Origin of the sequence: Pseudomonas sp. R11F (assembly GCF_050312575.1) — a bacterium.
In the GTDB taxonomy this organism is placed as follows: Bacteria; Pseudomonadota; Gammaproteobacteria; order Pseudomonadales; family Pseudomonadaceae; genus Aquipseudomonas; species Aquipseudomonas palleroniana.
In genome coordinates this window covers 89918-110041 of the sequence record NZ_JBNPJU010000078.1, presented here as the reverse complement: position 1 = coordinate 110041, position 20124 = coordinate 89918, and the positions used below count along the sequence as shown (strand labels likewise).

Sequence of the window (20124 nt, the reverse complement as noted above, 5' to 3'; positions counted from 1 at the left end):
CGCACCCCTGTTGCCTGATACACCGCTATCGGGAACAAGTCCCCTCCCACATTCGGCACACAGAGGCCGAGTTAAAAACAATAAGAATGGAAGGTACTTCCCATGCCTAGCGAACCCACGAGTTCTTCCGTCGACTTCGAAAAAGTCGACTCCGAATACTTCCAACAACGCGAACTGAAAAAAGGCGCCGCCGGCTGGGTGCTGCTGGTCGGCCTTGGTGTTGCCTATGTCATCTCCGGCGACTACGCCGGGTGGAACTTCGGCCTGGCCCAAGGTGGCTGGGGCGGCATGTTCCTGGCGACATTGCTGATGGCCACCATGTACCTGTGCATGTGTTTTTCCCTGGCCGAACTGTCCTCGATGATCCCCACCGCCGGCGGCGGCTACGGGTTTGCACGCAGTGCCTTCGGCCCTTGGGGCGGGTTCCTTACGGGCACCGCCATCCTGATTGAATACGCCATTGCGCCCGCCGCCATCGCGGTGTTTATCGGGGCTTATTGCGAGTCGCTGTTCGGCATTGGCGGCTGGATTATTTACCTCGCGTTCTACATCCTCTTTATCGGCATCCACATCTTCGGCGTGGGCGAAGCCCTGAAGCTGATGTTTGTGATCACCGCCATTGCGGCCATTGCCCTGGGGGTGTTCCTGGTGTCGATGGCGCCGCACTTCAACATCGCCAACCTGCTGGATATCCCAGTGACGCAAGCCAAGGGCGCCAGCACCTTCCTGCCCTTCGGCTACGTCGGGGTGTGGGCGGCGATTCCCTATGCGATCTGGTTTTTCCTCGCCGTAGAGGGCGTGCCCCTGGCCGCCGAGGAAACCAAGAACCCCAAGCGCGACCTGCCTCGGGGCCTGATCGGCGCCATTGTGGTGCTGACCAGTTTCGCCTTGCTGATTCTGGTCATTGCACCGGGCGGCGCGGGCACTTATGCGCTGATCAAGTCGGGTAACCCGCTGGTTGAAGCGCTGGCGCTGTCCTACGGCGGTTCGACCTGGATGGGCGGCTTCGTCAACCTGGTCGGCCTGGCCGGGCTGATCGCCAGCTTTTTCTCGATCATCTACGCGTATTCGCGGCAGATCTTCGCCTTGTCCCGCGCCGGTTACCTGCCGCGCAAACTGTCCCAGACCACCAAAAGCAAAGCACCGGTCTTTGCCTTGGTGATCCCCGGCATCATCGGCTTTGGCCTGTCGCTGACCGGCCAAGGTGATTTGCTGATTCTGGTGGCGGTGTTTGGCGCGACCATTTCCTACGTACTGATGATGGCCGCGCACATCACCTTGCGCATCCGCCGCCCCAAAATGGACCGTCCGTACCGCACACCGGGCGGGATCTTTACCTCGGGTGTCGCCTTGGTGCTGGCCTGCGTGGCCGTGGTGGCGGGCTTTCTGGTCGACCCTCGCGTCGTCATTGGCGCCGCGATCATCTATGGAGTATTAATTGCTTACTTTGCTTTCTACAGCCGGCATCACTTGGTAGCAGGCACGCCGGAAGAGGAATTCGCGGCGATCCAGGCCGCAGAAGCCGCCTTGCACTGAAATGCCGTAAACCTCGGCGCGGGCGCCTTGCCCGTGCCGCCAAGGAGACACTGTATGGCAAGTTTTTCTCACGCGGTGGGTACGCAAACCTACCGCTTCGACAGCCTCAAGGACGTGATGGCCAAGGCCAGCCCTGCACGCTCCGGGGACTTTCTTGCCGGCGTGGCCGCGCAGAACGACGGTGAACGGGTGGCCGCGCAGATGGCGCTGGCGAATATCCCGCTGAAGCACTTTCTGCAGGAAGCGCTGATCCCGTATGAAAGCGATGAAGTCACCCGGCTGATCATCGACACCCATGATCAACAGGCGTTTGCCGCCGTCAGCCACCTGACCGTCGGCGGCCTGCGCGATTGGCTGCTCAGCGAGGCCGCCGATGAACAATCCCTACGCGCCCTGGCGCCAGGGCTGACACCCGAAATGGCCGCCGCCGTATCGAAGATCATGCGCGTGCAGGACCTGGTGCTGGTGGCGCAGAAGATCCGCGTGGTCACAAAGTTTCGCGGCACCCTGGGCCTGCGCGGGCGCTTATCCACCCGCCTGCAGCCCAACCACCCGACGGATGAACCGGCGGGCATCGCCGCGAGCATTCTCGATGGCCTGCTCTATGGCAATGGCGACGCCATGATCGGCATCAACCCGGCCACCGACAGCATCGCCTCGATCTGCGCCATGCTGGAAATGCTCGACGCGATCATCCAACGCTACGAAATCCCCACCCAAGCCTGCGTGCTCACCCATGTCACCACCTCCATCGAGGCGATCAACCGTGGCGTGCCGCTGGACCTGGTGTTTCAGTCGATTGCCGGTACCGAGGCGGCCAATGCCAGTTTCGGCATCAGCCTGAGCGTGCTGCAGGAAGGTTACGACGCAGGCCTGAGCCTGAACCGCGGCACGTTGGGCCAGAACCTGATGTATTTCGAAACCGGCCAGGGCAGTGCCTTGTCGGCCAACGCACACTTTGGCGTGGACCTGCAAACCTGCGAAACCCGTGCCTACGCCGTGGCGCGGCATTTCAAGCCGTTTTTGGTCAACACAGTCGTAGGATTTATCGGCCCGGAGTACCTGTACAACGGCAAACAGATCATCCGCGCCGGCCTCGAAGATCACTTCTGCGGCAAATTGCTGGGCGTGCCGATGGGCTGCGACATCTGCTACACCAACCACGCCGAAGCCGACCAGGATGACATGGACACCCTGCTGACCCTGCTGGGTGTGGCCGGGATCAACTTCATCATGGGCATCCCGGGCTCCGACGACATCATGCTCAACTACCAGACCACCTCGTTCCACGATGCCTTGTACGCCCGCCAGACCCTAGGGCTGAAACCGGCACCGGAGTTTGAACAGTGGCTGGCGAAAATGGGCATCTTCACGCAAGCCGACGGCAAGGTGCACTTCGGCAACAGCCTGCCACCAGCGTTTCGCCACGCCTTGGCGCAATTGGGATGAAGGAGCCGCCTGTGCAACCCGTAGAACTCCCCGACAACCCCTGGCTGGAACTGCGCCGCCTGACGCCGGCGCGCATTGCGCTGGGCCGCACCGGCACCAGCATTCCCACCCAGGCGCAGCTGGATTTTCAATTCGCCCACGCCCAGGCGCGTGACGCGGTGCACTTGCCCTTCGACCACGCCGGCCTGAGCCGCCAACTGGCCGAACGTGGCCGTGACAGCCTGTTGCTGCACAGCGCCGCCGTCGACCGGCATATGTACCTGCAACGCCCGGACCTGGGGCGACGCCTGAGCGATGACTCGGCGCAACAGTTGCGCGACTACGCGAGCGCCCACCCTGGCGGGGTCGACCTGGCCGTGGTGGTCGCGGATGGTTTGTCGGCGCTGGCGGTGCATAAACACACGCTGCCATTTCTGACGCGCATGGAAGAACAGACCCACGCCGAAGGCTGGTCTTTATCTCCCGTCATTCTGGTGGAACAGGGCCGTGTGGCGGTGGCCGACGAAATCGGCCAATTGCTCGGCGCCAAGATGGTGGTGATCCTGATCGGCGAACGTCCAGGGCTAAGCTCGCCAGACAGCCTGGGGCTGTATTTCACCTACAACCCCAAGGTAGGCCTCACCGACGCTTACCGTAATTGCATCTCGAATGTGCGCCTGGAGGGGCTCAGTTACGGCATGGCGGCTCATCGCCTGCTTTACTTGATGAAAGAGGCGTGCCGCCGGCAACTGTCGGGCGTCAACCTCAAGGACGAGGCGCAGGTTCAGACCATCGAGTCGGATGATCCGGACCTGATGAAAGGGAATTTCCTGCTTAGCCCAGCGGATGACCGATAGCCGCATGATTGCGCTTTTTAGCGCCATTAGGCAGCATCGAGTCACGGCCGCTTGCGTGGTCATCCCCCCATTTGACGTCGAGGCCTGACATGCGGATTACTCAAGCGACCCTGGAACACCTGGACCTGCTGACGCCCCTGTTCGTCAAATACCGCGAATTCTACGGCGCATTGCCGTTCCCGGACTCCTCGCGAAACTTCCTGGAAAAGCGCCTGCGGCGCAAGGAGTCGGTGATCTATCTGGCCCTGGCGGATGACGACGACAAGAAACTGCTCGGGTTCTGCCAGCTGTACCCAAGCTTTTCGTCGTTGTCGCTCAAGCGCGTGTGGATTCTCAACGACATCTACGTCGCCGAAGACGCCCGCCGACAACTGGTGGCGGACAACCTGATGCGCACGGCGAAGAAGATGGCCAAGGAAACCCAGGCGGTGCGGCTGCGAGTATCCACCAGCAGTGACAATAAGGTGGCGCAGAAGACCTACGAGTCGATCGGGTTTCGTGAAGACACCGAGTTCAAGAACTATGTATTGCCGATCAGTGAAGACTGACCGCAGAACACCCTCAATCACCTGTGGAAGTTGACCTGTGGGAGGGGGCTTGCTCCCGATAGCGCAGTATCAGTCGATACATTGATTGGCCGACCTACCGCTATCGGGAGCAAGCCCCCTCCCACATCCCCCACATCTGGATTGATGTATAGCTTTGATAATCGCGACATCCCCCGCTACAAAACCAACACGCTTTTCACTTGCCGATCCGTATAATGCGGGCCTCTTTCGGTTGTAAGAATCACGACATAAGCTTGTAGCCCAACTTAACCGTAGCCCCCCGCACTGGCCTGCTGAGCCGGGCCATTCACACAGGTGCCTTTCATGGATTTCAACCCGCTTGACCTTATCCTGCATCTCGACGTGTACCTCGACATGCTGGTGAAAAACTACGGTGTGTGGATCTACGCCATTTTGTTCCTGGTTATTTTTTGTGAAACCGGCCTGGTGGTCATGCCCTTCCTGCCAGGTGATTCGCTGCTGTTCATCGCCGGCGCCGTCGCCGCAGGTGGCGGCATGGACCCGGTGTTGCTGGCCGGCCTGTTGATGTTGGCGGCGATCCTGGGGGACAGCACCAACTATGTGATCGGACGAACGGCAGGAGAACGCTTGTTCAGTAACCCGAACTCGAAGATCTTCCGCCGCGACTACCTGCAAAAGACTCACGATTTCTACGACAAGCACGGCGGCAAAACCGTGACCCTGGCGCGTTTCCTGCCGATCCTGCGCACCTTTGCACCGTTCGTCGCCGGTATCGCCAAGATGCCTTACCCTCGCTTCTTCGGGTTCAGCGTGTTCGGCACCGTAATCTGGGTCGGTGGCCTGGTGACCTTGGGTTACTTCTTCGGCAACGTGCCCTTTATCAAGAAAAACCTGTCGTTGCTGGTGGTGTTCATCATTCTGCTGTCGCTGGTGCCGATGATCATCGGCGTGATCCGCAGCCGCTTCGGCAACGCTTCCTCCGAAGCCAAGCCCTGATCACCGATGTGGTCCCTCAGCGCCTGGCGTCGCCGGCGCCTGCTGGCCAAGCACCCGATTGCCGATGACACCTGGCAGCGGGTGCGCCACCACCTGACCTTCCTCGACGGCATCAGCGCCGAGCAAGACCAGTGGCTGCGCGAAGCCTGCGTGGTGTTCCTCGCCGAAAAGCACCTCACCGCCCTGCCCGGCGTCGAACTGCATCAGGAACAACGCCTGCTGCTCGCCGCCCAGGCGCAACTGCCCTTGATGAACCTGGGAGACCTGGACTGGTACCAGGGCTTCCATGAAATCGTGCTATACCCCGATGACTTCCTGAGCCCGCAGCGCCATCGCGATGCCAGCGGCGTCGAGCATGAATGGGACGGCGAACACAGCGGCGAGGCCTGGCAACAAGGCCCGGTGATCCTCGCCTGGCCCGGCGTCCTGGCCAGCGGCAATTGGGAAGGCTACAACCTGGTGATCCACGAACTGGCGCACAAACTCGACATGCTCAACGGCGACGCCAACGGCCTGCCGCCGCTGCATCACGACATGCGCGTGCAGGAATGGGCCAGCGTGATGCAAAGCGCGTTTGATGACCTCAATCGCCAGCTGGACGCCAACCCGGACGCCGAAACCGAGATCGACCCCTACGCCGCCGAAAACCCGGCGGAGTTCTTCGCCGTCACCAGCGAATATTTCTTCAGTGCCCCGGATTTACTGGTCAGCCATTATCCGCAGGTATACGCGCAACTCAGCCGTTTTTACCGCCAGGACCCGCTGGAACGCCTGGTCCGGCTACAAGCCCATGACCCGCGCTACTCGCCGCACGGCGAATGAGCTTACGACGTCTGGCGCATGGCATCAGCGTCAGAATATGCCTATAATCGCCGCCACTTTTAGGCCAATCCGGCCAAGTTTCTTGGCCAATTAACGGGGGCAACGCCCAATGAGCTACAGCAAGATTCCGGCTGGCAAAGACCTGCCGAACGACATCTACGTCGCCATCGAGATTCCGGCCAACCACGCGCCGATCAAATACGAAATCGACAAAGACAGCGACTGCCTGTTCGTTGACCGTTTCATGGCCACCCCAATGTTCTACCCGGCCAACTACGGTTTCATCCCCAACACTCTGGCTGACGACGGTGACCCCCTCGACGTGCTGGTGGTAACCCCTTACCCGGTGACCCCAGGCTCGGTTATCCGTGCACGCCCGGTCGGCATCCTGAACATGACCGACGATGGCGGCGGCGATGCCAAAGTTATCGCAGTACCCCACGACAAGCTGTCCCAGCTGTATGTGGACGTGAAGGAATACACCGACCTGCCACCACTGTTGCTGGAACAGATCAAGCACTTCTTCGAGAACTACAAAGACCTCGAAAAAGGCAAATGGGTGAAGATCGACGGTTGGGGCAACGCAGACGCCGCCCGCGCCGAGATCATGAAGTCGGTTGCCGCCTACAAAGGCTGATACCGGTTCTTCATTGCTTCGGCAATACAAAAAGCCCCGACTATTCGGGGCTTTTTTATGCATAAAATTAAACACCAAGTTCAACTAACAACTAACCCTGTTTAATAACTTGGAACTATAGAAAAATCCGGCTACAACCCAGTAAAAGCCTACAGGCGCAATTCAACGCATAGTTTATTTGATTAGTTTTCCCGGCCAGTAAACTCTGCGTTTATGAATACATCAGGTGATCGTTTAAAAGCGCTATTACGGGAAGTTCATCTTTCCGCCTCCGACTTCGCCAAGAACCGCGGCGTCACGCCTCAGCACGTGAACAACTGGTTCAAGCGCGGCGTCCCCATGGGCCGACTCAACGAGATCGCAGAGCTGTTATGCGTCTCCAGCCGGTGGCTGAACACCGGCCTGGGCCCCAAACATCCACCGGCCAACTTCCTGTTGGACGGCCCCACTGCAAGGACTGCACTCACCCGCGAAGACAGCGGCAAATACCTCACAGGCCCGGCCTGCCCTGCAGAAAAACTCGACGTGGAGATCCCCCTCCACCCCACATTCACCTCCACCGAACGCATCCGCGTCTCCCGGCACACCCTCGACCTCCTCACAGTAAACCCTGACCGCGCCTGTGGCGCCTACATGGTCGACAACAGCATGATCGAGATCATCCAACAAGGCGCCACCCTCGCCGTCGACCGTGGCCGCACCCAAATCATCGACGGCGAAATCTACGCCGTCGAACACGACGGTATGCTACGCATCAAATACCTCTACAACCGCCCCGGCGGCGGCCTGCGCATGCGCAGCCACAACGCCGCCGAACACCCCGACGAATACCTCACCTACGAACAACGCTTCGAACAGAACTTCCAGATCGTGGGCTGGGTATTCTGGTGGTCCACCCTCAACAACCGCCGCCCACCCGTGCCTCTGGATGACCAGCTTTTGGGCTGGGAAGGCTCTAAATCGGAACCGGAGGTGGGCAATTGAGGTGAATGTGGGTATCATGCGCGGCACATTGGGCAGGGGAGGCTTTCAGCCACACACCCTGCCAGGCGAAGCGGAGGAGTTCCCGCGGATGCCCCTACTATTCAGCCAGACGCGATGTTGGCTGAGCGATTTGAAGGCTGCTGAGGTTTGTCAAAAACAAGCTGAGGCAGTCCCCGAGAAGCCGGCCACAAGCCGGCTTTTTAATGCCTGTAAAAATCGGGCAAATCCGGGGTTCTACCACCCTGCCACTCTCCAGCCCATACCCCAGCCCATACTTTTCTTGCGCCTAGCAATAACAGCAGTCGCTTCACCAGCGACTTTCTGACGGAATCCCTAACCGCCACACCAAAAGACCGCAGCGACTCATGATCTTGACTCGAACGAACTCGGGTCCCTTAATGTCCGGCATCGATCCCTCTCTATCAGGCTTCGCCGACTATGGATGTCTTCCACCTCATCATCGACACCAGCATGCTGCGCAGGCTTCCCTTCCAGCACCCAGACTTCAAGCGCCTTCTGCTGCAGTCCCAAATGGGCAAGCTGAAAATCTACATCCCGCACATTGTTCTGGAAGAGGAACGGACCGCCCAGTTTGAAAAGCATGTACAGGCAGTTGAGGAAATAAGGACGAAGTACGCCAAGCTGCTGCGCGGCATGCAAGGTTTGCTGGTGGAGGGTCTAGCGGAGGCCCATATAGAGCTATGGAATGCTGAAGACGTTGAGCGTAATTCAAGAGCGACTTTCAGCCATTTTGTGGAGCTCAACAAAATCGAGGTTATTGAGATATCCAAGGCACACGCAGCCAATGCATGGGGCAGGTATTTCAAAGTAGATCCGCCCTTCAATCCGAGGGAGGAACGTGAAGCCAGGCGCAAGGACATCCCCGATTCATGGATTCTTGAAGCAGGGGTCGAGATCAAGACCAGAAATGGCCAGCATTGTGCACTGGTCGGCGACAACAAACTCACCAATGCCTTTGAGAAGGAAGGCTTAAGGGTCTACCAAGATGTCCAGACTCTCCTTGATGACATTGAGCAAGCAACCGCCGTCGCCCCCATACAGCGACCTGCTGTTGAGGAGGCTCCTGTCCCTCTCGATCAGCTCCGCAGCCCGGAATTCAAGGATTTGGACGTCATTGTGTTGGGATTGATTGAGACGCTCGATATCCCCTCCAAGGAAACACTTTTTTCCGCGCTTGAGGCGGCAGGCTTCAATCGCGACATCGCTGAGCATGAAGCCCGCACGCTGGTGCTGTCCGGCAGGCTTAAAGACGCCGACACGCACTTCATACCCACAAGCCGAACTCTAGCAAGGCAGGCAGCGGCGACGGATACAGTCACCAACGTGCTACTGAGGATCACAGGATGAGCAACTCTGAGTTGCGTCTAGCGGCGCTTTCGAAGCTCGTAGACATCAAGTCCGCAGCCGTAGATCAACGCCTAAGCGACGAATTCAACCGCATAGAGGCAGCGCTCCAGAAGAGCACCGACTACGACGAGCTATCGGATTCTCTGAAGATACTTGCTGTATTGGTTACCAGGTTCCACATGGCGACGCTGCCATTGCTCCAGGCATTTGTGCGCTCACTGCCAAATCGAACATTGACCCAGGATGGATCGCCGATCTCCGGCAGTAGGCTTCGCTATCGCTCTACTGAGAGCTTGACCCGTGATGCCATCGATGTTGCCGAGAAAGTTCGCTACCTGCACACGGAACAGGTGGTGGACTTCCTACTGGAGATGTCGCGTGTCGCTGACAAGGAAATTAAGGCCAAGGCCGATCGGGCGCTTGAGTCGCTCGCGACATTCGACTTGGACGTCTTCTACGGAGATCGCCCTCTGGGTGCAGAGCCTCAGGCGCGTATAGTCTCGCACCTCGACGGACTTCATAACGAGGCTTTGCTGGCCAACGCGAACATCATCCTTCGGGTGCTTGGCATAGTGCTCTCTCCAACCCTGGAAGGGACATCCTGGTCGTACCAAAGCGTCACGATCCGGCGTGGCTCGATCGCGAACTATGGCGGCGTTGCCGACATGCGCCTTGCCGCCATCTGCCTGGCTCAGCGAATCTTTGGGCTCGACACTTCAGTTGAACACCGTAAGCAGGTTCTGCTGACTCTGGACTCAGCAACGCGGCGTGAAGGCCCCATTGACCACGCCGAAACTTCTGCCATGTTCGAGCGGGACGCGATCATGGTGCTTGATTTCATGCGTAGCCTGGTGGGGACTGAGGAGTTGCCCTTGGTGCAGAAGATAGAGCACCTAGCTTACTGGGACTATTACCATGGAGCTTCTCAAGCAATCAAAAGCAAGGCGCTGGAGATTCGTGATGAGCTCGCCGAGCATTCTGAGTACCAAGTCTACAAGCAGCTAATCGGCTTTGAGGGCATTTTCGGAGATTGGGAAGAGCTGAAGCGCTCTGAGCAAGCCTGGGACTATAGCGATAACAAGCGGCGTGCGGCCGCCCGTCAATATCTCTCGGAGATCAATGAAGCCAGCTATGTCATGTGGCGTGATCGGATCTTAGAGTTCTCGAAGACAAGGTCGAATGACCTGGCGATGTTTCCGGTTTACTACGACTTTTTGGAGTCCATCGGAAAGGAGAGATCCGATCTTGCGCTGGAGCTTCTCACCGACCACGAAGAAGCCATGGCGCCCTTTCTCATCGCACTAATGCGTGGTCTCTGGGCCAGTACGACGCCGAACCATATTGAGGCGATCGTGAATCGCTGGATTGAAGCCGGAAAGCATTTGTCAAAGATTGCCAAGTCTTTGTATAAGGTGGGCGCTTCACGCTTACAGGTGCTGACAGAGGTTGCTGGTCGCGCTGCTGCGCTCGATGACCAGGGAGCCATGATCGAGGTGCTGGGCGTGGCGGCGAGCGTTTATGCCGAAGGTGAGATGGGTGCTAAGTCTATCTTCATGCACACCCTGCGAGAGCTTGCTAAGCGCGATGACACCAGTTGGGCTAGCGTGATCTGGTTCAGCCGGGAATTCAAAGCGCTGCTTAGCACAATGGAGCCGAGTGAGCGCGCCGAGGTGCTTGCCTCTTTGACATCGCTGCCAGAGATAGACTATCAGGCTGAGAACGTTCTCTATGAAATCGGGAAGCACGATCTCCAAGCGCTTATCGACTTTTTAATTGGCCGCCTCAAACACGCTCGAGTTTTAGCTAAGCGAAAGCACGAGACCGATGACGGTACTCAAGACAGGTTTGAAGCCATGCCCTTTCAGCTTACTAAGCTGAACGAGCTGCTTGCGCTGGCGCCAGAGGCGCTGTTGGCGGCTACTCGAGTCGACTTCGACTCTGAAGATCGTTACATGTTTAGCTATCGCGGAGCGCGGACCGTCAAATCGGCATTTCCTGAGTTTACGACCACTCTGGAAGAGCCGATGCTGCAATACGTAAAGTCGGGTAATGATAATGACATTGAGTTCGTCATTGGCATTCTGCGCATCTATGAAGGCTCGCCTGCAATCTTGGATGTTTGCAAGGAGATCATTAAAGCAGTGCCTGAACAATCCAGGACTTGGAATGAAGTTGCTGCCGCGATCGAGTCCACGGGCGTCGTGGGTGGCGAGTACGGCATGGTTGAGGCGTATAAAAGCAAGCTACAGCAGGTGTCGTGCTGGATGAACGACGAGAACGAGCGAGTCCAGAGGTTTGCCGGATGGCTTACAGAAGGCCTCCAGAGTCTGATTGAGCAGGAAAGAGCGCGCGCAGTTCGAAGCATTGAGCTTCGCAAATACCAATACGGCAGCGACCCAAATGAGGACTGAGAGTGGCTCAAGGCAGCTAAAAAACCTGCCGGCTTAGTAATTTGGCTGTGAATGTGCCAGGGGCGGCGAATCGAATGATCGCAACCTGGTTTAAGTGTTTGTGCGTTAGCGAGCCCGTGGACTACGGAAGCGCGGGCGGTTACATTTGCTGCTAATACCCGTCTGAAGGCAACCGGGTAGATGCCATGGAGGCCACTTGTCAACCATCACTCCCATCGATCTCGAATCTGCTCTTACAGGAGATCCGGAAGCGCTTGAGGTTCACCTTGAGCTCGTAGAACGTGACGTACTCATTGACGGACATTTGGTCAAGATTCACTGTCACTGTCTTTCGGTGGATGGTAACGGCCGTGTTCAACCACGTCGGTTAGCAGAGTTCATGCGGAACGCCGTTGCTGATTATGCGATCCCGCGCTCGAAGCTCGCTGAGGCGAAAGCCCGGGATCGTAGGTTCAACAGCACCGAGGCAGTCGCCGAGCTCGTTGAGCGGGCCAAGCGCTCGTTTACTGATTTGACAAACACCGGTGAAGGTGGAGAGATGCTGTTGTTTCTGCTGGCGGAGCGCTTCCTCAAGCTGCCACAGATTCTCTGCAAGATGGATCTCAAGACGGATAATCGTATGCACTATCACGGCGCGGATGGAGTGTATGCGGGCGTGACACCGGAAGGTATCTTGAAACTCTACTGGGGCGAATCGAAAGTCTACGGGGATGCGAGTTCTGCGATTCGCGACTGCTTCAATTCCCTCGCCCCCTTCCTGATCGAGCCCGAACACGAAGAAGCGGAACGGGAAAGTGATCTGATACTCCTGAGTGATAAGGCGGATCTTAGTAATCCAGTACTCACCGATGCACTCAAAAAGTATTTTGATAAGTCGTCAGTTATGTCTAACCGGGTCCAGTATTGCGGTGTCGCCCTTGTGGGCTTCGACGCACCATTCTATCCCAAAGGTGATGCGAAAGGGGTTGCGGAAGAGATCGTTAAAGCATCCCGCGCGGAACTAACTAGTTGGAGTAAAAGCATCGGAAATCGGCTTAAGCTCGAGAAGCTTGAGCAGATGGAAATCGAGGTGTTCTGTTTACCTCTGCCATCGGCCGAAGGTTTCCGCGCCGCATTCCTCAAGGCGATGGGGATTAAGGACGAATGAGCCTCGCCAACCTCCAATCGTGGCTTCTCCAAGAGGGTATTCGGGAAGATCTCGATGCGGTCACTCGACTCACCGTGCGCAATGAACTCGATAATTTGGTGCTCGACCTTTCCGCACCGACAGCTTCAGTTATTGATTGGCCCAGGTTGTTACTCGCTGGCAGCATTCTGGCGCGATCGGATCAAAGGGGCGATCAAGAAGCAGCACTCCGAATTGCAACTGCTGCAATTTCATTGACGGACGATCAGGCATTCAAAGACGCAGGTGCTGTACTTTTGGGCAAGCTCTCAAACTTCCGGGCTATCGCATTAGCCACCGATCGGGGCTTGGTGGAATCCGGTCTTGACGGACGGTTGGGTGTTGCTTTGCGCCTCGAAGCTCAGCGTCGTGAAATGGACCGTTCCATCCTGGTGCAATCTAGCGGCGTCTGGCTACAGGTAAACGACTTTCAGCAACGCTTTTGGATCAATGCGGCCGGTAACCGCTGGCTTTCGGCATCAGCACCTACAGCCTCGGGCAAGACGTTTCTTGTACTTCAGTGGCTGATAGACCAAGTGATTACGGGCGGGACTCGGGTAGCGGTCTATCTCGCCCCAACCCGCGCGCTGGTCTCTGAGATAGAGAACAACCTCAAGGGACTTCTCGGTAATACCGAGCTAATTGAGGTATCGTCCCTTCCTCTTGCCGATAAGTACAAAGCTGCTCGCACTGGCGGCGCGCGGGTGATTCTTGTGTTCACGCAGGAACGGCTGCACCTTCTTGCGAATGTGCTCAACGATATGTTCTCTATCGACCTACTTATTGTGGACGAGGCGCACAAGATCGGTGATAACCAGCGTGGTGTAATTTTGCAGGATGCGGTAGAGCGGGCTACCCGTGCAAATCCTAAGTTGAAGGCTGTATTTTTAAGCCCCGCGACCCAAAACCCGGAAGAGTTGCTTATGGATGCGCCTGTTGGCGTGCAGACCATCGCTGTTGATAGCGACTCCTCCACGGTCCTTCAGAATCTGATGATCGCCACCCAGATGCCGCGAAAATCGAAGCTCTGGACGCTTACTCTTCGGCAGCAGGGTTCGACACTTCCTGTAGGAACACTTCAGCTCGCGAGCACGCCGGATGGACTAAAAAAGCGCCTTGCGTTTATCGCCGCAGCTGCCGGAGAGAGAGGTGGTACGCTCGTCTACACGAATGGTGCTAGTGAGGCGGAAGATGTCGCGGATCTCATTAGCCAGCTCTTACCCAACCTTGGATTCATCGATTGGGAGCTCTCACAGCTCGCTGAGCTTGCTCGGAAGGGCGTGCATCAGGATTTCCGCCTTGCACCTTTAGTTGAGCTAGGGGTCGCGTTCCACTATGGCAACATGCCGTCGTTGCTCAGGCTAGAGATAGAGCGATTATTTCGGACGGGGAAGCTTCGCTTCCTTGTATGCACTTCAACTTTGATCGAAGGCGTGAACCTGTCGTGTCGCACAATCGTGGTGCGCGGACCTCGCAAAGGGAAGGGACACCCGATGGAACCGCACGATTTCTGGAATTTGGCTGGACGCGCGGGCCGATGGGGTGACGAGTTCCAAGGAAATATCATCTGCATCGATCCTGAGGACAGGCAGGCTTGGCCCACGGGAGTTCCCAGCCGCGCACGCTATCCCATTAAGCGGGAAAGCGACGCTGTTCTCGAACTTGGTGACAGCATGGCGGACTATCTCTTGCGTCGTGGACAATCAGATCTGTCCAGCATCGAAGATGCTGATACGTTCGAGCAGGTTGGCGCCTATCTGCTCACCACCTTCATGCGACTCGGTTCTATATCAGCAGCAAGCCTCGCGAAACGCCATGACGCTGCGTCTATAGCAAAGCTTGACGAGGCTCTCGGTGCCTTGGTAACGCAGATTGAAATCAACGTAGATTTAGCCGCTCGGCACCCAGGTGTGAGCGCAGTTGGCCTTCAGCGTCTTCTCGAAGCTTTCCGCGCCTACGCAGGTGATGTCGAAAACCTGCTTCCGGCCGAGGTTGCGAGTAATGACAGCTACGACCGCTTCATTACTATTATGGTGAGGATAAACAAACACTTGTTTCTCGCCTTCACCCCTGAGAATCGCATCAAGCTTTTTGCGTTGATCATCTTCAAATGGCTAAAGGGTTACTCGCTGGCGAGGATCATCCGCGATAGCATCGAATGGCACCAAGATGTGGGCCGGTCTTTCAAACTCCCGGAGCTTATCCGCGGAACGATGGAACTAGTAGAGCAGATCGCACGCTTCAAGGCACCGAAGTATTTTTCGGCTTATATGGATGTGCTGCATCTGCATCTTCGCGAGATTGGCCGTGAAGACTTGATTGATGACAGTTTGGATATCGGAACCCAACTTGAGTTCGGCGTTTCATCGACAACCCTTCTCTCGCTCATGGAACTCGGCCTCTCCCGAATGAGCGCGGTCGCTTTGTACGAGAAAATTGCCCGCGACGACCTCAACAAAGAGGAATGCGTATCGTGGATCTCCGAGCGTGTGGGGCAACTCCATGCAATGGATATCCCAGCCATCATCATTCGCGAGGTACGCGTGCGTCTCGCGCTACCTGACGACGTTGCCACATAATCCCACCGCTGAATTGGAGGTTACACATGCCCGCGAAGCCCATTACCCTAGGTCCACTGCAATTCGCCAAGAGAGGGGACGCAGTCGCGCACCTAACGAAAATGCTACAGCGGTATGACGTAGGTGATCGTGTCAATGCTGGCGACGCGGTGATATTGCGAGCGGCGTTGGAGAATCATCCAAAGGCCACCGAAAAAATTGGGTGCGGTATCACCGACTTCAGTGTTCGAAGTGCTGACTTCGGCACTAAGTGCTTCTGGGTGAATCGTCTTGACGGAACGACCGAAAAATTCTCCATCAAAGGTTCGATCCACGGTAGCTAGCCTCAAAGGAAATGCAGGGCTAGCCTCGCTGTTTTAGGAATGTACCCAAGCCCTGATGGCCTCATAGCGTTCGCTATGAGGCTTGCGTATTCCGGGCTGGATCGGAGGCAATTGGCCTCGCGTTCTCTGATTTCGTGCCATCACAAATTGAGCCACGCACTGATGTCCTCGTAGAAGACCTTCGCCACTTGTGTCAGCTTTTGGGTGGCGTGGTCTGGACGGCTTTTGCGGTCTCGCTCAGCTTCAAGCCGACCAGCCGTAGCGGTGTACTCTTTGATGCAGTAGGCAGCGCACCAGTGCGCACTCCGGGGTGCTTCTATGAGAATGTACGCTGTCTGTAACCCATCGCCAGCGCCTTCCGAAGTGCCTCTGAAGCCTCCTTGAGCCTGTCGTCCGGAATACACAGTGCCCCATGAATGTGGAGAGGGTGATTCTCCGTGCTGCCATGGGTGAATTCCAGGTTAAAGGCTAGGTCAGTCTCGATGCCCAGTTTTGCCAAGGTACGCTTGATGATCTCGGAAAAGTAGTTGGCCGGACCACGTGGCGCTGCCAGTGCTCCCTCAGCCGAATCGTGATCTAGCCGGATGGTGATCGTTTTTGCGTTGGGCTTCGTACACAGCAGATGGAGACGAATCCGGGCGACTAAACCCGATCACTGAATAAGCAGTGACAAACCGCAGCCTAGTCACCCATCCCCGCTGGCGCAATGCGCTTGGGATTCTCTCGGAAACGTCCCGCAAATGAAAGCGACCCGCCCTGCTGGCCCTCGAAAATCAGCGCATTCTCGCCCCTGTGTTCCGCCCACCCACCTGTGTTCCCTGGTGACACTTGCTCGCCTTGCCCTTACCCGATAAACGCCAGACGAAACGTCCTACACGCATATCTAAACAAACCGTTTAACCCCAATACCCCCGCCTCCCTTCTGCGCTGGCCCAAAACCTGCTTATTGCACACCGTACAATAAAACCGGCCTGAGCCGGATTCATGTCAACCACTGCTGCGCAATGCAGCTCGGGGAATGCTGATGACTACAACACCGCTTCACTCTTCCAACCATGGCCTGGCGCGGTCGCTCAAGGAGCGCCATGTGATGCTGATTGCGATTGGCGGGATTATCGGGGCCGGCTTGTTTTTGGGCTCGGGCAAGGCGATTGCCACGGCGGGGCCGGCGTTGTTGCTGGCGTATGCGTTGTGTGGGGGGATGGTTTATCTGATTGCGCGGGCGCTGGGGGAGTTGTCGTTGTATCGGCCCAGCAGTGGGTCGTTTGCGACCTACGCGGAGGAGTTTCTGGGGCCGCGGGTGGCGTTTATCACGGGGTGGTCGTATTGGATGATCTGGATTCTGGTGGGGGTGCTGGAGGTCACCGGGATTGGTTTGCTGATGAAGTATTGGTACCCGGAGTTGCCGCAGTGGATTCCGGCGTTGGTCACCGTGGGCATGTTGATGGTGATCAATCTGTTTGCGGTGAAGACGTTTGGCGAGGTGGAGTTCTGGCTGGCGTTGATCAAGGTGTTGACGATTGTCGGGCTGATTGTAGCGGGGTTGGTAATTCTGTTGTTTGAGTTGGAAACCTCGGCGCAGACGGCACCTTCGGTGGCCAATCTCTGGCGGCATGCTGGTTTTTTTCCGAATGGCTGGAGCGGCTTTTGGTTCGCGGTACCTGTCGCCGCATTTACCTTTGCAGGGGTTGAGGTGGTGGGTTTGGTGGCGGCGGAAACGGCGCAGCCACAGCGTACGTTGCCGCGTGCAATCAACAGCATCCTGTGGCGCATGGCGATTTTTTATCTCGGGTCGACGGCGGTGATCATGGCGCTGTATCCGTGGAATCAGATCGATACGGCGCAAAGCCCGTTTGTGATGGTGTTCGACAGTATCGGGCTGGGGATGGCCGCCGGGCTTATCAATTTCGTGGTGATCAGTGCGTTGGCGTCTTCGTGCAATACCGGGCTGTTTGCCACCAGCCGGATGTTGTTTGCGCTGTCGCATCTTCAGCAAGCGCCCCGCCAGTTGCAGGTGTTGAGCCCACGCCAGGTGCCGGCCCGCTGCTTGATGGTATCGACCGCGATTTTGCTGGTCGGCGTGCTGCTCAACTACTGGATCCCGGAGAGCATTTTCAGCCTGTTGATGACCGGAATCCTGGGCTTGCTGATTTGGGTGTGGGTGGTGATTATCACGGCGCATATGGCCTATCGCCGCAAGGTGCGGCGCAACGAATTGAAGGAGGTGCACTATCGCTTGCCCTGGCCCCAGGTCAGCAGTGTGCTGGTGCTGGGTTACCTGGGCGTGCTGACGGTGCTGGTGATCCGCGACCCGGAGACGCGCGCGGCGTTTTATGTGGCGGCGGCGTGGTTTGCGCTGTTGATGCTGGTGTATCCGAAACGCGCCGCGTCGAAGAAGGGGGTGAGTGATGCCTGGAATGCTTGAGCTTGAGCGCTGCATCCAACGCTACATTCGCGCCAACCCCAACAGTGCCCGCCAGTTGGATTGGGCGGCGCGGGTGATGCCTGGCGGGAATACGCGGTCGGTGTTGTTTTATGAACCCTTCCCACTGGTGATGAAGGGAGGCAGCGGGTGTTTTCTTGATGACCTGGACGGGCATCGCTACGTCGACTTCCTGGCCGAATACACCGCAGCGCTGTATGGGCACTCCCACCCGATCATCACCCATGCCCTGGCGAGCGCCATGGCAAACGGTTTGAACCTGAGTGCCCACACGGAGTGGGAGGCGCGCCTGGCGACGTTGATTGTGGAGCGCTTCGCTTGTATCGAGCAGGTGCGCTTTACCAACTCCGGCACCGAGGCGAATTTACTCGCGCTGGCGGCGGCAAAAGCCTACACCGGGCGCAGTGGCGTCATCGCCTTCAACGGCGGCTATCACGGTGGCGTGTTGAGTTTTGCCGGGGCGAACACGCCGATGAATGTGCCGCACCGGGTGTACCTGGCCGACTATAACGACCTGGGCAGCGTGGAGCGGCTGCTGCATGAGCAGGTCGACATTGCGGCGATCCTGGTGGAGCCCATGTTGGGTGCGGGTGGATGTATCTGCGCCGCGCCGGGTTTTCTCCAAGGGTTGCGGGAGCGGAGCCAGGCCCATGGCACGCTGCTGATCTTCGACGAAGTGATGACCTCGCGCCTGGGCCCCGGTGGCCTGCAGGAAAAACTCGCGATCACGCCCGACCTGATCACCCTGGGCAAGTACCTCGGCGGCGGCATGCCGTGCGGCGTACTCGGCGGCCGAGAGGAGATCATGGCGCAGTTTGACCCTCGGCGTGGCGGCCTCTCCCACGCCGGCACATTCAACAACAATGTGCTGACCATGGCGGCGGGGATCGCGGGATTGGAGCAGGTGTATACCCGCGACGCAGCCTTGAAACTCAACGCCCGTGGCGACCGGCTGCGCGAGCAACTCAATGCGGTGCTGACACCTGTATCGATGCAATTTACCGGACAAGGTTCGGTGATGAACCTGCATCCCACCGGCTTGCCGATCAGGCGCCCTGCGGATAGTCCGACGGGCCAGAACCACCTGCGTGATCTGTTCTTCTTTCACCTGCTCGAATCTGGGATCTACAGTGCGCGACGCGGGTTGTTTGCCCTGAGCCTGCCCCTGACCGAGCACGAGCTGAACCGACTGGTGACGGCCACGCAGTTGTTCGTCGAGCGCTACGCAGGCCACTGACGCCGCCCCCCGGAAGAGCGACAGCGAATCGGTGAACCGCTATCCTTTCGCCGTCGCTTAACCGGAGCCCTGACCATGACCAGCAAAACCGCAAACCCACGCGGCAGGCGTAAAAAAGCCGCTGGCGAAGAGGCCAAAAACCCACTCAACAAAGACACCATCATCAGCGCCGCACTGACGCTGATCGACCGCGAGGGCCTGGAGAAATGCAGCCTGCGCAACCTGGCCGGCAGCCTGGGCGTATACCCGACGGCCATCTATTGGTATGTCTCGTCGCGGGAGTTGTTGTTAAGCGAAGTGCTGGCCAAAGTCCTGGAAAATGTAGCGCCTGGGCCTCAGGAACGCTGGCAGGATTATCTGCGTGCGGCGATGGTCAACTGCCATGACGCAGTGCGCCGACATCCGAATATCGCACCACTGCTGGGTTCGCAATTGGTGTCCAACGCCAGCACGGATTTCAAGTTGGTCGAAGGCGTGTTGGCCGCGTTGCAACAGGCCGGTTTCAGCGGCCCTTCCCTGGCTGGGGCCTATAACTCCTTTATCGCCGCCCTCGCCGGGTTCACCACACTGGAGTTCGCCCCCCTGCCGGAGAACACCGCTGCCTGGCAGCGCCAGGTGCAGGAAAACCTGCGGGCCGTCGACGCGGAGCAACACCCCACGCTCGCGCAGAACATGGACCAATTGAGCAATCGCGGCTTCAGCCTGCGTTGGCAAAATGGTGTCGACGCGGCGCTGAATGACAGCTTCACGTTCTACGTCGACACCCTCCTCTGCGGCCTGGAAACCCTGGCTGCCCGCCGCTGATCAT

Annotated in this window: 16 protein-coding genes; all 16 read left to right on the top strand. The window is 57.8% G+C overall.

Going from position 1 to position 20124, the window contains the following annotated elements; translation table 11 throughout:
• Window positions 1–102 precede the first annotated feature (102 nt).
• The 16 genes from eat (at window position 103) to ACQRBV_RS26430 (ending at window position 20120) form a co-directional block, all read left to right on the top strand.
• Complete coding sequence (gene eat / locus ACQRBV_RS26505; protein ID WP_411985486.1) at window positions 103–1536, top strand: ethanolamine permease; 1434 nt, start codon at window positions 103–105, stop codon at window positions 1534–1536.
• 54 nt (window positions 1537–1590) lie between these two features.
• Window positions 1591–2985, top strand: coding sequence for an ethanolamine ammonia-lyase subunit EutB (locus ACQRBV_RS26500; RefSeq protein WP_411985485.1), 1395 nt, complete (start codon window positions 1591–1593; stop codon window positions 2983–2985).
• On the top strand, window positions 2982–3821 hold the full coding sequence (eutC, locus tag ACQRBV_RS26495) for an ethanolamine ammonia-lyase subunit EutC (protein WP_104996073.1): 840 nt from the start codon (window positions 2982–2984) through the stop codon (window positions 3819–3821). Before ACQRBV_RS26500 ends, eutC begins: the two co-directional genes overlap by 4 nt.
• An 89-nt stretch (window positions 3822–3910) precedes the next feature.
• The gene (locus ACQRBV_RS26490; RefSeq protein WP_060754748.1) at window positions 3911–4369 is read left to right on the top strand and encodes a GNAT family N-acetyltransferase; all 459 of its coding nucleotides are present in this window, start codon (window positions 3911–3913) and stop codon (window positions 4367–4369) included.
• A gap of 324 nt (window positions 4370–4693) precedes the next feature.
• Window positions 4694–5347 (top strand): DedA family protein, encoded by a 654-nt coding sequence (locus tag ACQRBV_RS26485; protein ID WP_060754749.1) that lies wholly within the window; start codon window positions 4694–4696, stop codon window positions 5345–5347.
• Between the two features lie 6 nt (window positions 5348–5353).
• Window positions 5354–6169 carry a zinc-dependent peptidase gene (locus ACQRBV_RS26480; RefSeq protein ID WP_060754750.1) on the top strand — a complete coding sequence of 272 codons (816 nt, stop codon included), beginning with the start codon at window positions 5354–5356 and terminating at the stop codon, window positions 6167–6169.
• Between the two features lie 109 nt (window positions 6170–6278).
• Complete coding sequence (gene ppa / locus ACQRBV_RS26475; protein ID WP_003176323.1) at window positions 6279–6806, top strand: inorganic diphosphatase; 528 nt, start codon at window positions 6279–6281, stop codon at window positions 6804–6806.
• A gap of 213 nt (window positions 6807–7019) precedes the next feature.
• Window positions 7020–7790 (top strand): LexA family transcriptional regulator, encoded by a 771-nt coding sequence (locus ACQRBV_RS26470; RefSeq protein WP_411985484.1) that lies wholly within the window; start codon window positions 7020–7022, stop codon window positions 7788–7790.
• A 438-nt stretch (window positions 7791–8228) separates the two neighbouring features.
• Entirely contained in the window at window positions 8229–9158 is a 930-nt protein-coding gene (locus ACQRBV_RS26465) for a PIN domain-containing protein (RefSeq protein ID WP_411985483.1), read from the top strand.
• Entirely contained in the window at window positions 9155–11569 is a 2415-nt protein-coding gene (locus ACQRBV_RS26460; RefSeq protein WP_411985482.1) for a hypothetical protein, read from the top strand. Before ACQRBV_RS26465 ends, ACQRBV_RS26460 begins: the two co-directional genes overlap by 4 nt.
• Window positions 11570–11765: 196 nt before the next feature.
• Window positions 11766–12716, top strand: a complete 951-nt coding sequence (locus ACQRBV_RS26455) for a HamA C-terminal domain-containing protein (RefSeq protein ID WP_411985481.1) — start codon at window positions 11766–11768, stop codon at window positions 12714–12716.
• Complete coding sequence (locus ACQRBV_RS26450; protein ID WP_411985480.1) at window positions 12713–15313, top strand: DEAD/DEAH box helicase; 2601 nt, start codon at window positions 12713–12715, stop codon at window positions 15311–15313. The genes ACQRBV_RS26455 and ACQRBV_RS26450 overlap by 4 nt, the downstream gene beginning before the upstream one ends.
• A 26-nt stretch (window positions 15314–15339) precedes the next feature.
• Window positions 15340–15636, top strand: a complete 297-nt coding sequence (locus tag ACQRBV_RS26445; RefSeq protein ID WP_411985479.1) for a DCL family protein — start codon at window positions 15340–15342, stop codon at window positions 15634–15636.
• Window positions 15637–16660: 1024 nt separating this feature from the next.
• A complete protein-coding gene (locus tag ACQRBV_RS26440) occupies window positions 16661–18061 on the top strand; it encodes an amino acid permease (protein ID WP_411985478.1) in 1401 nt (466 codons plus the stop codon).
• Window positions 18045–19316, top strand: coding sequence for an aspartate aminotransferase family protein (locus ACQRBV_RS26435; RefSeq protein WP_411985477.1), 1272 nt, complete (start codon window positions 18045–18047; stop codon window positions 19314–19316). Before ACQRBV_RS26440 ends, ACQRBV_RS26435 begins: the two co-directional genes overlap by 17 nt.
• 75 nt (window positions 19317–19391) lie before the next feature.
• Window positions 19392–20120 carry a TetR/AcrR family transcriptional regulator C-terminal domain-containing protein gene (locus ACQRBV_RS26430; protein ID WP_411985476.1) on the top strand — a complete coding sequence of 243 codons (729 nt, stop codon included), beginning with the start codon at window positions 19392–19394 and terminating at the stop codon, window positions 20118–20120.
• Window positions 20121–20124 lie beyond the last annotated feature (4 nt).

Bases quoted from the DNA above. Each gene is read 5' to 3' on its own strand.
- eat (WP_411985486.1), top strand. From the start codon at position 103: ATGCCTAGCGAACCCACGAGTTCTTCCGTCGACTTCGAAAAAGTCGAC.
- ACQRBV_RS26500 (WP_411985485.1), top strand. From the start codon at position 1,591: ATGGCAAGTTTTTCTCACGCGGTGGGTACGCAAACCTACCGCTTCGAC.
- eutC (WP_104996073.1), top strand. From the start codon at position 2,982: ATGAAGGAGCCGCCTGTGCAACCCGTAGAACTCCCCGACAACCCCTGG.
- ACQRBV_RS26490 (WP_060754748.1), top strand. From the start codon at position 3,911: ATGCGGATTACTCAAGCGACCCTGGAACACCTGGACCTGCTGACGCCC.
- ACQRBV_RS26485 (WP_060754749.1), top strand. From the start codon at position 4,694: ATGGATTTCAACCCGCTTGACCTTATCCTGCATCTCGACGTGTACCTC.
- ACQRBV_RS26480 (WP_060754750.1), top strand. From the start codon at position 5,354: ATGTGGTCCCTCAGCGCCTGGCGTCGCCGGCGCCTGCTGGCCAAGCAC.
- ppa (WP_003176323.1), top strand. From the start codon at position 6,279: ATGAGCTACAGCAAGATTCCGGCTGGCAAAGACCTGCCGAACGACATC.
- ACQRBV_RS26470 (WP_411985484.1), top strand. From the start codon at position 7,020: ATGAATACATCAGGTGATCGTTTAAAAGCGCTATTACGGGAAGTTCAT.
- ACQRBV_RS26465 (WP_411985483.1), top strand. From the start codon at position 8,229: ATGGATGTCTTCCACCTCATCATCGACACCAGCATGCTGCGCAGGCTT.
- ACQRBV_RS26460 (WP_411985482.1), top strand. From the start codon at position 9,155: ATGAGCAACTCTGAGTTGCGTCTAGCGGCGCTTTCGAAGCTCGTAGAC.
- ACQRBV_RS26450 (WP_411985480.1), top strand. From the start codon at position 12,713: ATGAGCCTCGCCAACCTCCAATCGTGGCTTCTCCAAGAGGGTATTCGG.
- ACQRBV_RS26445 (WP_411985479.1), top strand. From the start codon at position 15,340: ATGCCCGCGAAGCCCATTACCCTAGGTCCACTGCAATTCGCCAAGAGA.
- ACQRBV_RS26440 (WP_411985478.1), top strand. From the start codon at position 16,661: ATGACTACAACACCGCTTCACTCTTCCAACCATGGCCTGGCGCGGTCG.
- ACQRBV_RS26435 (WP_411985477.1), top strand. From the start codon at position 18,045: ATGCCTGGAATGCTTGAGCTTGAGCGCTGCATCCAACGCTACATTCGC.
- ACQRBV_RS26430 (WP_411985476.1), top strand. From the start codon at position 19,392: ATGACCAGCAAAACCGCAAACCCACGCGGCAGGCGTAAAAAAGCCGCT.